The 13,221-nt window shown below is 55.6% G+C and carries 11 protein-coding genes and 4 pseudogenes; 2 read left to right on the top strand and 13 right to left on the bottom strand.

What is annotated here, in order from left to right:
* Window positions 1-105: 105 nt before the first annotated feature.
* The 3 genes and pseudogenes from mak to SGP1_RS05545 form a co-directional block, all read right to left on the bottom strand.
* Window positions 106-1,021: pseudogene (gene mak, locus SGP1_RS05555) on the bottom strand (fructokinase).
* A gap of 192 nt (window positions 1,022-1,213) precedes the next feature.
* Entirely contained in the window at window positions 1,214-1,603 is a 390-nt protein-coding gene (locus SGP1_RS05550; protein WP_041866660.1) for a hypothetical protein, read from the bottom strand.
* Window positions 1,604-1,624: 21 nt separating this feature from the next.
* Entirely contained in the window at window positions 1,625-2,113 is a 489-nt protein-coding gene (locus SGP1_RS05545) for a hypothetical protein (protein ID WP_011410391.1), read from the bottom strand.
* 475 nt (window positions 2,114-2,588) lie between these two features.
* Here SGP1_RS05545 and rdgC point away from each other — a divergent pair, with 475 nt between their 5' ends.
* Window positions 2,589-3,506 carry a recombination-associated protein RdgC gene (rdgC, locus tag SGP1_RS05540; RefSeq protein ID WP_011410390.1) on the top strand — a complete coding sequence of 306 codons (918 nt, stop codon included), beginning with the start codon at window positions 2,589-2,591 and terminating at the stop codon, window positions 3,504-3,506.
* A 59-nt stretch (window positions 3,507-3,565) separates the two neighbouring features.
* Here rdgC and ppnP read toward each other — a convergent pair.
* From ppnP to SGP1_RS05505, 9 genes and pseudogenes are all read right to left on the bottom strand, one after another.
* Window positions 3,566-3,862 (bottom strand): annotated as a pseudogene (gene ppnP, locus SGP1_RS05535) (pyrimidine/purine nucleoside phosphorylase).
* Between the two features lie 111 nt (window positions 3,863-3,973).
* The gene (locus tag SGP1_RS05530) at window positions 3,974-4,645 is read right to left on the bottom strand and encodes an IclR family transcriptional regulator (protein WP_011410389.1); all 672 of its coding nucleotides are present in this window, start codon (window positions 4,643-4,645) and stop codon (window positions 3,974-3,976) included.
* Window positions 4,646-5,281: 636 nt separating this feature from the next.
* Window positions 5,282-5,473 (bottom strand): YaiA family protein, encoded by a 192-nt coding sequence (locus SGP1_RS05525; protein ID WP_011410388.1) that lies wholly within the window; start codon window positions 5,471-5,473, stop codon window positions 5,282-5,284.
* Between the two features lie 118 nt (window positions 5,474-5,591).
* Window positions 5,592-6,116 carry a shikimate kinase AroL gene (gene aroL, locus SGP1_RS05520; protein ID WP_011410387.1) on the bottom strand — a complete coding sequence of 175 codons (525 nt, stop codon included), beginning with the start codon at window positions 6,114-6,116 and terminating at the stop codon, window positions 5,592-5,594.
* 225 nt (window positions 6,117-6,341) lie between these two features.
* Window positions 6,342-6,632, bottom strand: coding sequence for an oxidoreductase C-terminal domain-containing protein (locus SGP1_RS29180; protein ID WP_148203377.1), 291 nt, complete (start codon window positions 6,630-6,632; stop codon window positions 6,342-6,344).
* Window positions 6,607-7,509 carry an NAD(P)/FAD-dependent oxidoreductase gene (locus SGP1_RS29175; protein WP_148203376.1) on the bottom strand — a complete coding sequence of 301 codons (903 nt, stop codon included), beginning with the start codon at window positions 7,507-7,509 and terminating at the stop codon, window positions 6,607-6,609. Before SGP1_RS29175 ends, SGP1_RS29180 begins: the two co-directional genes overlap by 26 nt.
* Entirely contained in the window at window positions 7,431-7,871 is a 441-nt protein-coding gene (locus SGP1_RS29170; protein ID WP_050747429.1) for a Rieske (2Fe-2S) protein, read from the bottom strand. Before SGP1_RS29170 ends, SGP1_RS29175 begins: the two co-directional genes overlap by 79 nt.
* A gap of 448 nt (window positions 7,872-8,319) precedes the next feature.
* Window positions 8,320-9,516 (bottom strand): annotated as a pseudogene (locus tag SGP1_RS05510) (MFS transporter).
* A gap of 479 nt (window positions 9,517-9,995) precedes the next feature.
* The gene (locus SGP1_RS05505) at window positions 9,996-10,649 is read right to left on the bottom strand and encodes an epoxyqueuosine reductase QueH (protein WP_011410385.1); all 654 of its coding nucleotides are present in this window, start codon (window positions 10,647-10,649) and stop codon (window positions 9,996-9,998) included.
* Between the two features lie 242 nt (window positions 10,650-10,891).
* Here SGP1_RS05505 and SGP1_RS05500 point away from each other — a divergent pair, with 242 nt between their 5' ends.
* Window positions 10,892-11,593, top strand: a complete 702-nt coding sequence (locus SGP1_RS05500) for a DUF2076 domain-containing protein (RefSeq protein ID WP_011410384.1) — start codon at window positions 10,892-10,894, stop codon at window positions 11,591-11,593.
* 168 nt (window positions 11,594-11,761) lie between these two features.
* Here SGP1_RS05500 and fusA read toward each other — a convergent pair.
* Window positions 11,762-13,221, bottom strand: a pseudogene (gene fusA / locus SGP1_RS05495) (elongation factor G); the annotation flags it as partial.

Below are 13,221 nucleotides of genomic sequence, written 5' to 3'. Positions count from 1 at the left end.
TGCATGGAGGTCGCATCCCAGCGCTTCAGGTATGCGCTCCGCTCCCCAGGCGCGAGACGGCGCTGTCGCTGCGCAGGCGACACGGGCAGGGTTTCGAGGCGAGAATTAATCGCCCTCTTCCTGCGGCCAGAGCCACGCCGCACCGCGCACGCCGCTGGAGTCGCCATGCACCGCCTTGCGAATCGGCGTCTGGCATTCGTGGCCAAATACCCAAGGCGTGATGAGAGACGGCAATGAATCGTACAATCTGTCGGCATTGCTCATGCCGCCTGCCAGCACGATCATATCCGGATCCAGCAGATTAATTACCTGCGCGAGCGCCTTGGCCAGACGCCGTTCATAATGATGCAGCGCCCGCTCGGCCAGTCTATCGCCCCCGGCGGCGAGCTGGACGATCTCCGCCCCGCTGCGGTGTTGACCGCTGAGCCTTTCGTAATCCTGCATGAAGCCGGTACCGGAAATAAAGGTCGGTACAACCGGATTTCCCGCAGTAACAGGGAACCGTTTGTTGAATGCTCCGTTCATCCTCATCCATCCACGGCAGCGGGTTGTGTCCCCACTCCCCCGCTACGCCGTTGCCGCCGCTATGCACTTTTCCATTCATGGCGATACCGGAGCCGCAACCGGTACCGATAATCACCGCAAACACCGTCTGCATGCCGATGCCGGCGCCATCCGTCGCCTCCGATACCGCCATGCAGTTGGCATCGTTGGCCATCCGCACCGGACGCCGCAGCCGCGTTTGTAAATCTTGATCCAAAAGTTGACCGTTGAGCCATACCGAATTGGCGTTTTTCACTTTCCCGGTATAAGGCGACAACGTGCCGGGAATACCGACACCGACGCTGCCGCGCTGCTGGGTCTCTTGCTATATCCACTCTACCAGCGCCGCCATCGTCTCCACCGTTCCCGGGTAATCATCGCGCGGCGTCGCGACCCGTTTGCGTAATATTGCCTGACCTTGGTCATCCAGCGCTATTACCTCGATTTTCGTACCCCCCAAATCAATGCCGATACGCACGTTGTCAGCCCACGTTCCGTTTAGTCACTGCGCCGTTACCTCTCCCCGGAAACAGCATGAAGCGGCACGGCGCACTATTTGGGGATCAGCATAGGGTATCCGACGGAAAAAGTTGAGCTATTCCCGCCGTGGGAGAACGTTTCAGCCCGGCTTTGTGGCGCCGGCCACCCCGCGCACTAAACAGCGCTGGTGTTAGCCTACGTGATAGCGATCGCCGCTTCTCACGCCCCACCAGCCGCCAGCAGTGCTGACTATCGCCCCCAGCAACAGAGTAATGAATAGCCAAAGCGCAGATTTGGCAGTGGCGGCGGCGGCTTTATCGGTGGCTTGATTCAGCTCCTCCGGCGTTATCGAGCGATTGCCCGAAGCAAGCGCCTGATGCACATCGTCCCGCTTGATTTCGTCGGCGACCGCATCAGTGCGGTGTTTCAATCGCTCAGCCAACCTCGCCATAATTTTTGCTCGCTGCTTTCGGGTGCGCGCATCGCCTCGGCTACCGCCCTGGCTGACTTCCGAACGTATTTCCGTCAGTTGACGCTGTAGATAATCGGGATGCAGCGCTTCTATATCGTTATTTTGCAACGTATCGGTAATATTTCTTGGCTATGCATCGCTGGACAACGTATCGTCCAGCGTGATTTTCCCCAAACCATTATTGACCGCACCTGCTAAATCGCCGCTATTATTAGCAAGCGTTGTAGCGATATCCCCGGCGGCGCTACCCGCCGCGCCAAGCATATTTCCTGCCAACCGTATTGCCCCACTGATAATGAAGCCGCTGATAATCACCGCCAATAGCAGAGATAATGCCCAGGTTAGAAAACCGTGGGGCACACCTGCCATCATCGCCAATCGACCGGCCACAAAGCCGCCAGCCAGCAGACTAATAAGCAGCGCTGCCGCCGTCCATATCGTCATGGTGGTACCCACGCCGCTGGCCGGCCGCTGTGCCCAGGGATCGACCATGCTGAATCCCAGCACACTGCCCAACAGGGCTAATAATAGTGAAATAGATAATGCCGTAAGAACGCCATTGAAAAGTGATCCCCATGACACCCGGCTGGCGCAAATAGCCACATCCCGCGTTTCCATAAACTGACCCCTTTAATTTCGGCGAAATAGAACAATGCTACGCCCTTAAGTTAGTCTATGTTTACGGTAATACAATAATAATTTTGAATTTTATTCTCAGAACATGAAATCGGGTTAACGTTATTTATGCAAACGACAAAGGAAGGATCAATTAATAAAATTATTATCCTCAGATAGTCGCCACGTCATTACAATAGGCGGCGTCGGCATAGACGCACTGCCGTCGAAAGGCTTTTTCACGTTACATCATCAGTTTCGCCACAATGAGCGCCGTCGTTTACTTATGCGATCCTCGCGCCGTACCCATGTTCCTCCCACGCGCCCTTTTCTCTCACTGCCTGCACCGGTCCGGTGTCAAATACGGACAACTCTGTGCGCTTTTTCCTAGGGTTAGAGCCAGCAATTCGTTATTATGCGCGCTGCGTTTGTTGGCAAATCGCGCCAGTTGCGGTGCCTCAGGTCAGGGATATCTCATATGTTGTGGTTTAAGAATGTCATGATTTACCGTTTGAACCGGCCAATCGAGCTGTCGGTTGAGCAAATCGAACAGCAGTTGTCCGCCTTCGCCTTCACTCCCTGCGGTAGTCAGGATATGGCGAAATCCGGCTGGGTTCCCCCAATGGGCGCCAAAAGCGATGCGCTGACCCATTCGATACCGGGGCATGTCCTGCTTTGCCTGCGCAAAGAAGAAAAGATTCTTCCGTCCTCGGTTGTCAAGCAGGAGCTCGAGGGCAAAATCAGCAAGCTGGAAAATGACCAAAGCCGTAAACTGCGTAAAACTGATAAAGACGCGCTTAAAGATGAGTTGTTGCACCAATTAATGCCCCGCGCCTTCAGCCGTTTTGGCCAGACGCTGCTGTGGCTGGATTTGGCTAACGATCTGGTGCTCGTTGACGCCGGTAGCGCTAGAAAGGCGGAAGATTGCCTGGCGATGCTGCGAAAATCAATCGGCTCGCTGCCGGTGGTACCGTTGACCATGGAAAAACCGATAGAGATGACCCTGACCGAATGGGTACGCAGCGGAGAGCCCGCCGCCGGTTTCGCCATTCAGGATGAAGCTGAATTGAAAGTACTGTTGGAAGAAGGCGGCATCTTGCGCTGTAAAAAACAGGATTTATCTAGCGATGAAATCGCGGTGCATATAGAGGCGGGCAAACTGGTGACCAAGCTGGCGCTGGATTGGCGTGAGCGGGTGCAATTTCTGCTTGGCGACGATGGGACGGTCAAGCGCTTGAAGTTCTCCGACACGTTGCGCGAGCAAAATGATGATATCGACCGCGAGGATTTCGCCGCGCGTTTCGACGCCGATTTCCTATTAATGACCGGTGAACTGACGGGCCTCATCGCCGAGCTGATTGCAGGGCTGGGCGGCGAGGCGCCGCGGCAGGGCTAAGCGGTAACGCGTCGCCAGGCGACAGCACCGCGAGGGCGCTCCGGCCCCGCCCATGGCTTTCAGGGCGAGTGGCTGAGATATTTGCACAGATAGCTGCTGGTTTCCGCCAGCTGCAGGTAGAATTCGCTGTGCGCCGGCACGTAAAAAGTCTCCCCCTGCATAAAGACCTGCTAGTCGTTCGCACCTGGCAACAGCGTCTTCAGCGCGCCGCTGATGACCATCATCTCTTCCGGCTGGCCGGTGGTAAAGGTGTACTCCCCCGCTTCCATGACGCCAACGCTGGCACGGCCCGTGCTGGCGGCATCGAATCCAATGGACTTTACTTTCCCTGAAAAATAGTCATTCACCTTCAGAATCGGTCTTTTCCTATCGATTAATGTCTTAGCAGTGTAAAAGGGGCGCTGACGGGCGTCACGCCCTTTTCTGCAAAAACCCCGGTCGGGACAAAGAAATTGCGCTTCGCCGCTTCATTGATGCATATTTTGGGCAATCATCCTCGTGGCGGACTGCAATCCCGCTAATTTGTCGACCGGAAACGCGCCTTTATCTCCGGCATTAACGAAAGACAGACATAACCCGATTTGTTCACGTCGTTCGCTGTCCGCCAGCGCCGTTGCGAGCACGCTGTAACCGGGACGGGTGTCATTGCGGTTAAAATCCCAGCCCTGCCCGCGCACCAACGACATACGCTGCAGCAGGCGGACAATGCCGGGCTGATGAAATCCACCCGGTAAATTCTGACGCGGCATCAACCGCGCTATCACTTCCCGCTCGGAGAAACAGGCCAGCAGCGCTCTGCCAGCCGCCGTGTTCATGGCGGGCAGATGTCGGCCCACCGCATAGACCGCCGGCGCGGCGGCGCTGCTTTGAAAGCGGTCAACAATATGGACCCTATCCTGATGCAGCACGCATAAATACCCCGTGCAGCGATAGCGTGCGCTGAGCTGGTGCAGTGGCACAGGAGGGTTCAGCGATCGCACCAGGTGACCGATCGAATAAAGACGACTGTGGGGATCCCGCGCCAGCAGCCCCTGCGACTCCATCGCGACAAGCAGCCGGGAAAGCGTGCTTTTCGGTAATGGCAGCCGGCGGGCCATATCGCTGAACGACAGACCTTCCGTCGGCACCCAGAGCGACAAACAACGTTAACACCGCAGCGGCGTTTTCCAATGTCGACATAATGCTATTTTTTGCAGGTGAACTGATGTCGGAGTTTTCATCATTCATCGCCGGCGCGTCGGCGTCAAGATATTATTGCCCTGTACTCCTCTCCCCGTTCTTTTTTTTCGTTACGCAGGAAAATCCGGGGTTATTAATATTTATTATTAGGTTAATTAAACCTTCGGCCGTCGTTATCGGCGCCACTAATGGCGGAGAAATGTCGATTACCGTTATTTGCACCATCGCCACCGCGACAATAAATAACAGCCGAACAGATACAGGCATTAATTTTACGTCAGCATAACAACTCGCTTTTCGTGACAGCGTAATATGTCGCTATGGCATTGCGGAAGAGAAGGCAGAAAACGTGCGCAACAGGAGGGAAAAACGTCACTGACGAGGAAAAGAAGACAGGGAGATATCAAGACAGGGGAACATGAGGGGCGGCAAGAGCATGGAATACGACGCCTAGAACGTCCGCGCAGAGACGGCGCCTGCGGTTTTAAGTCAACACGGCATCATGAAAAAGAGGGCAGACGCGCCTGCTCGGCAACCGTGCAAACACGGCTGGCGCCGAAGACGGCGACGGGATAATGCCCCCTGCCGCCGGGAGATCAGCTCTTGCTTTCGTCCTCATAGCGCTCTTTGGAATCCAGCGCCTCCTGCTCGGTGTCATGCTCACTGATAAACGTATTGGGATGAGGATGGTCGGCACGCAACTCATAGACGGTTTTCGCCTTGCCGGCCGGCCCCTTTTCTTTTTTGACGATATGCGCTTCGCGCGGATAGGGCGGTTTGCTTGCCATACTGACTTCCTTATAGTTATGCTCACGTCAGGTAAGTATAGCCAACACCTCACGCCTCGTGTGCCGGCACGATTTCCCCGACTACACCGGTCACATTCCGCCACGGCATCTAAAGGGTTTAACTCGCCGCGCTGGGGTAAAGCTGTTGCAAAATGGCGGAGACTACATCGTCAGGGGGCTGGCTGGCGTCCAGTACGTGGTGTGCCGCCTCCTGGTAGAGTTTTTCTCGAGCGGCGAGCACTTCAGCAATTTCTTCTATCATGGGTTTCCCCGTCAAACTGGGCCGCTGATCATCCTCGGGGTAGGCCCGCAGACGGCGCGAGAGTTCCTGCGCCGTCGCGTGCAGGTACACGACGGTGCCGCGCGCGCGCATGAAACGGCGGTTAGCGGCCGATAAAATAATACCACCGCCCGTCGCGACAACGGCGTTTCCTTGCGTCACGCTGGTCAGGATTTCGCTCTCCCTTGCCCGAAAGCCCGTCCAGCCTTCTTTAGCGACGATCTCTGCCACAGTCTTACCGGTAGACCGCCACAACATATCGTCGGTATCGGCAAAGGCATAGCCCAATACCCGCGCTAATGCCTGACCCACCGTGGTCTTGCCGCATCCGCGCGCACCAACCATAAATAGGTGCTGTGTCATTACCTGTCTGTCCTTTTCCTTACCTGAAATAGCGGACGAGAACACTCATCGTCCCTGGGCCGGAGCAGGTTGAGGCGGAGAGTTGCCGCCCCGTTGCGTACCGGCAGCGCATCATATCATCGACCTTCGGCGACGCACATGTTTGCCGGCAACATTTTGCGCTACCGGTAAAGGTATCGGCGCCGTGACGGGCGCCGGACCCGTGGTGACGGCGGCGTCAGGCGATTAACTATCCGGTTCGCGGGTCTCGGCGACGATACGCTGCGCCTCGCGAAAACCGAGTTTTGCGTCCATTATCAACAAAAGTACGCCGGTGGGGCGCATACGCCCGACCGCCACGACCGCCACCAGGTTGCCTTCAAGGCCATACAAAGAGACAAACTTGTCCTCATCCGGCGAGCCGATGATTTCCTGCTGATCCCATTTGGCGGCATGGCCAAGATATTCATAGCGGACGCCATAATGCTGCGTCCAGAAAAAGAGCACAGAATCATAGGATTGTGGCTTGTCCATCATCGCGGCGGCGGCGATACGCCCGTGCTGTTGCGCGACGCGCCAGTGCTCGATGCGGGTCGCCTTGCAATTTAGCGGAAATGTTGCGATATCGCCAATGGCATAGATGTCCTCGGTCACCTTCATCGTCTCGTCTACCGTCGTCATTCAGCGGTAGATCGTGGATAAACCGCGTCGCCGGCGCCACACTGGTTGCCAGCAAGACCAGCGTCGCTTCGATACAGCGGCCGTCCTTCAACGTCACCGTGCTAACGCGTTTTTCCCCTTCAAAAGCGGCCGGTTCGCCGTCGACAAAAGCGACGCCTTTTTCCTGGTGGCGGCGGTGGAAAAAGGTGCCTAACTCGGTGCCGAATTGTTTTTCAAAGGGTAAGGGGTGGGGAGAAATGATGGTCACCGCAACCTCTTGTTTACGAAACGACGCCGCCACCTCCATGCCGATAAAACTGTTGCCGATGATCACCAGCCGGTGCTGGCGTTCCACGGTGTCAATCAGCGTTGCAGCTTGCTCTAAGCTACGCAATACCTGCACGCCGTGCAGCGCCTTACCGGGCAGATCCGGCCGCTGCGGCGTGGCTCCGGTGGCCAACAGCAGACGATAATAGGACAGGGTTTTACCGTCGTCCACCCGCAAGCTATGGCGTTTGCTGTCCAATGCTTCCACATTGCCGTTAATGCGCTCTATCCGTTGTTGCTGATAATAGTCTTCCGGCAGCAGAGAAGGCACCTCGTTGATATCCATGTCGCCTTGCGGGACAAATTTTGATAGCGCAGTACGATCGTAGGGCGCCTGTTTTTCCCTCTCTACCACCACCAGCCTGCCGGTAAATCCCTCTTCCCGCAGCGCTTTGACTGCCGCGCTGCCGCCGGCGCCCAGTACCACACAGGCTGCTTATCCGCCGCCTGTAGCGGGTTCGCCTCGTCCAACGGCTGTGGATCGATCCATACGGCATCATGATCCACTTTTACCGGGTAGCGTTTTAATGCCCGCAGTGAGGGCGGTTCCAGTAGTTCCCCTGCACGGTTTTCGCCCTTGGCGAAAACCGATTTATGCCAGGGGCACACCAGCTTATCATCGCAGAGCGCGCCTTTTTCCAGCTGTGCACCGGAATGCGGGCAGGTGGCTTCCAGGACGTAAACATCTTCACCTCGACGGATCACTACAATATCAGTTTCTCCGACGGTGACTTTGCTCGGTGTCATCTGCGCCAGCGATGATAACGACATGACTTGCTCATAGGCCACGGTTGCCTCTTTCTGTATTTATAAATACCCTACTCTTTAAGGCACTATCAGTAAGCCTAGCAGCAAAATCATAAATTACTTTGGCGTAAAGCGCCGCTTCCGGCTGCGACTAAACCCCACATTCCGATTTGACCCTGGAACCACATTCAGACGTAACCCCGGATTGAGACCTGGCTCTGGCCCCGTATCCAGACTTAACCCTGGACTAAGACGCCCACGTAGACCCAGCGCCATTCCCAAACACAGACATCAACGTTGACCTGGAGCTGAACCTGGACTTATATTTGGACTTGGCCCTGGACCTGAAATTGGATCTGGAGCTGGAACCGGGCCTTAACGCCAGTTTGCCTTAACGCCAAAAGCCCGCGGCGTGGCGGGCTTTTGTACGAAGTGGGGGAACAGATATCGGCTATTTGCCGGGCAGGTCTCCAATTGCCGTGGGAGGTCTTTACTCGCCGTGTGCATGCCCCAAACGGTAGCTGTGCTTGCCGTCATCTCCCGGCTGGCGCAGCGTCAGCGAGATTATCAATGCGATAACCAACAAAACCGCGATGAGTTGGAAGGTCACCATAAATCCGCCAAACAGAGATGCAACGAGTTAGCCGATGATGCTGCCAATACCGAAACCCAGATAAATAATGCTGTAGTTTTTGGTCAGATTATTCAACCCGAAGAAATTGCTCACCAGCGACGGGTATACCGTGATAGTGCCGCCGAAGCTGAAATCCACACAGGCCAGTGAGATAAAAAAACAGCGTTCCGTTAAGATGGACAAATAACAGCATAACCATCCCCGCCATGGCGATGACCTGGGCCAGCGAAACGACCCGAATCCGGGATAGTTTATCGGACAGAACACCCAACACCAGACGGCCGCTGAGATTGGCAATGGCAATAACCGCATTGGCCGCCACCGCCGTCGTCAAATGGACCAGGCTCTCGCCGATATCCTTGGCGACGCCTATAACATATAACCCGCTCATGCAGGCGGTAACAAACATTAGCGCCAACACCAATACTGCGATTCGGCCAACGTGTAATCACGGGCTGCGCGATGCTGACGTGCTTCTTGGTGCGGCGCGTCTCTCATCATCACCGCACCGCTCACCATCAGCAGCAGCGCAATGGCGCTCCATAATCCAAATGTCGATTCCAGGCTGAAATGAGCCAGTAACTGACTGTTAATGTATTTGAATCCCAGACTCCCCAGGCCATAAGCGCCGATAGCGCAGGCAGAGATCACCACCTTGCGTTCGGGAAACCATTTCACGCAATTGGACAGCGTCAAGAGATAGCCGATCCCGTCCACCAGCCCGACCAAAATACCGGCGCATAGCCAGAGCATGATGACCGAGCTGGACCAGCCGGTCAGACAAAGGACGACGCCCAGCAACAGGCCGGCGCCCATTGTCACCTTACGGACACCGAAGCGCTCCTGAAATTTCCCGGCGGTGGTTGACGCCACCGCCATCGCCAGACTCAGCAAGCCGAAAGCGAAAGCCACCTGACTTATAGGATGTCCCAATTTATGCGCCAGCGGGCCATTGAACAAACTCCAGGTATAGACCGACCCCAGGGCAAACCGGGTGATAATGGTGCCAGCCAGCGTGAGCCAGCGAATAAAATGGGATAGTAGCGTCATCATGCTCTGCCTCGCATAAACAATTCAAAATTGAATCTGTTTCCCTATGGGATAATGTAGGCACTATAAAGCTATTGCGCGCAGGCCGCGTCAAAACGGGAATGAGTTGTCAATGAGAGGGAATGAGATGCTTTATTTTCGGCATGAATGACATGATGCCGGCAGTGCGGACGGCACCGCCGTCAATAATCGCTGTCGCGGCATAGCGCAATTTAAACAGTTATTATCACACCCTGTCAATATAGCCTGAAAAAAATAACATTTTTAACATTAAAGTGATACGAGCGCAGGACGCATTACGCCACACGCTCACTGGTCATCTCTGCGTCATTAACAGCACAGGGATTAAGTTCTGAGGTGATTTGCGGGCTGCGGGAGGCGGAGCTATCACGCCGCGGCTCCGACGAACTCACCGGGCGTTCGCGGCAACCCGGTGAGGCAATTATTCCCTACTCCGTTCGGAGAGGACAAATCAGGAAATATTAATCTTCGTCGCCATAATATTGCGTACCGATACGGATAATATCCCTACCCTGCGAACGACGGTGTTTATTTGTATCACGTAGTGAATAAATACAACCGCAGTATTCCTGCTGATAAAAGCGCTCACGCTTACTAATGTCAATCATCCGGGCGGAACCACCCTGCTTGCGCCAGTTATATTCCCAGTAAGTGATACCGTTATAATGGCCAGCGGCGCGTCTGCCGCACTCGTTAATCTGCTGCATATTTTTCCAGCGGGAAATACCTAGCGAGCTTGAAATGACGCTAAAACCATTTTCGGCGGCGAAAAGCGCGGTGCGTTCAAAACGCATATCGAAACACATCGTGCAGCGTATGCCCCGTTCAGGTTCCTGTTCCATACCTTTAGCGCGGGCAAACCAGTTATCGCTGTCGTAATCCGCATCGACAAACGGCACCTTATGCTTTTCAGCAAAACGAATATTTTCTTCCTTGCGGATCAGATACTCGCGCTGCGGGTGGATATTGGGGTTATAGAAGAAGATAGTGTAATCGATCCCCGACGCGGTGATGGCCTCCATCACTTCCCCCGAGCACGGTGCGCAGCACGAGTGAAGCAGCAATTTGTCGGCGCCGTTGGGCAACGTCAGGATGGGGCGGCTGAATTCGACCATAGTAAAAAACTCTCCAGCGGCAAAATGGGCGATCACTGGCGGCAATAGTAGCATAAAAAGAAAGGCACTTTGCTCCCCTCACCGGCATTGGACAGGGCAGTCATGCCCGTAAGGGGGTGCCAACTGGTAACAATTAACCATAAACCTTTACGCTGGGCGCCTTTCCGCTGCGGCAGGATGGGGCTAAATTTAAGTATAGGCCTCATGGCCCTTCCTACACATCATTTACGGGAACATCACTTATGCAATCTGAAGAACAACGTCTTATCGAAGGCCTGTTTCAACGTCTGAAGCAGGCGGAACAAAACGCAGGCCCTCGCGATGTCGAGGCGGACCGGCAGATTCAAAGTTTTGTTCAGCAACAACCGGCGGCCCCCTATTACATGGCCCAGTCTATGTTGGTTCAGGAAGCCGCGCTGAACCGGCTGAATCAGCAAGTCCAGCAATTGCAAAACGAAGTGGCGCAGTTGAAGGCGACAGCACAGCAGCGCCCGGCGGGCGGCGGCTTTCTCAGCGGGTTATTCTGCACGGAGCGTCAGCAACCGTCGGCGTTGCCATGGGGCAATCAACCCTCGCAGCAGCAAGCGGTAGGTTATAGCGGTTATGCACAGCCGTATAACTCCCCGCGCGGCGGAGGGTTTCTTTCCGGCGCGCTGCAAACGGCCGCGGGCGTTGCCGGCGGCGTTGTGCTGGGTAATATGCTCACCAATATGTTCCATCAGTCCGCGCCGCAAGAGATAGTCAATATCATTGACGATCCTGCCGCATCGCTTACTGGCGGCAGCGATCCCCTGCTAAATCAGGATTTCAACGCCGATAATCTGGATAATTTCAATAACGTTTCCAACAGTCATTTTTTCGATCAAAACAGTGATCCGGGCAACACAGACTATAACGATTTCGGTGATGATGATTTTAGCAACGACGATGATGACTTTATCTGACTCCCGCGACGATCGGGCGGGTACGTTTTAGGCCGTAATGCCGGGCCGTGACAATAACCCTTCACGGCCCGGACGGCTAGGTTCTTCGTAATGTAAGGCCCGCGCGGCGCGCTCCCCCTCACGCAAATCCCCTGACACCGGCGTTGTGCCGCCGCCTGGAAGCCAGCCAGCTTTGGCAATTTGCCGCGGCGCCGCGGCATAATGCTTAAACTCCATCGTATAGGTCGGCCCACCCCTGCGACATCGAGCGCCGCACGGTGGAATAACCGAATATCTCGGCCAGCGGCACCTCGGCGCGTATCAGCTTACTGCCGGCGATATCCTCCATTCCCTGCACCATACCGCGCCGGGATGAGAGATCCCCCATCACATTGCCCATAAACTCCTCCGGCGTTTCAACTTCCACCGCCATCATCGGCTCAAGCAGCACGGGGCACGGGCGCCGCCCGGCGCATGCCCTCTTTGAAGGCCATTGATGCCGCCATACGGAACGCATTTTCATTGGAATCCACCTCATGGTAGGAACCAAATACCAGCGCCACTTTGACATCCACCACCGGGTAACCGCTGAGGACGCCTGTAGTCAGGGTGTCCTGGATCCCTTTATCCACAGCCGGGATATACTCTCGCGGCACCACGCCGCCCTTGATGTCATCGACAAAGGCATATCCCTGACCGGCAGGCTGCGGGGTCAAATTCAACACCACATGCCCAGATTGTCCCCGGCCGCCGGACTGTTTGACAAATTTGCCTTCCACCAACTCGACAGCTTGCGTAATGGTTTCCCGATAGGCCACCTGGGGTTTTCCTACCGACACCTCGACATTGAATTCCCGGCGCAGGCGATCCATCAGAATTTCCAGATGCAGCTCGCCCATTCCCGAAATAATCGTTTGAACGGACTCCTCGTCGGTACGCACGCGAAACGACGGATCTTCCTGCATCAAACGGCTAAGGGCGATACCCATTTTCTCCTGGTCACCTTTGGTTTTCGGCTCGATAGCCTGGGAGATAACCGGCTCAGGGAACACCATACGCTCAAGTATGATAGGCTGCGCCGGATCGCTTAGCGTATCGCCGGTAGTCATGTCCTTCATCCCCACGGTGGCGACGATATCCCCGGCGCGCACCTCTTTGATATCCTTGCGTTCGTTGGCATGCATTTGCAGCAGCCGGCCGAGACGTTCCTTCTTGCCTTTTACCGGGTTGTAGAGGGTATCCCCGGTCTGGCAAACGCCGGAATAGACCCGAAAGAAAATCAATTGCCCGACAAAGGGATCGGTCATGATTTTGAACGCCAGCGCAGAGAAAGGCTCTCTGTCTCTGGCGTGTCGCACCGCTTCGTCATGGCCGCTTATCGCCCGCACGTCTACCGGCGACGGGAGATAATCCACGACCGCATCCAGCAGCACCTGCACGCCTTTATTTTTGAACGCGCTACCGCACAGCATCGGCACGATCTCATTTGCGACAATACGCTGACGCAGCGCCGCTTTCAGCTCCGACTCACTCAGGGGCTCGCCGTTGAGATATTTCTCCAGCAGCGCCTCGTTGGCCTCGGCGGCGGCTTCCACCAGCCGGTTATGCCAGGTTTCAGCCAACGGCTGCAGATCGGCCGGGATGGCCTC

The sequence above is a fragment of the Sodalis glossinidius str. 'morsitans' genome (genome assembly GCF_000010085.1).
Classification (GTDB): Bacteria; Pseudomonadota; Gammaproteobacteria; order Enterobacterales; family Enterobacteriaceae; genus Sodalis; species Sodalis glossinidius.
Note: the sequence above shows the minus strand (reverse complement) of the source record. Positions and strands in the feature narration are given on the sequence as shown.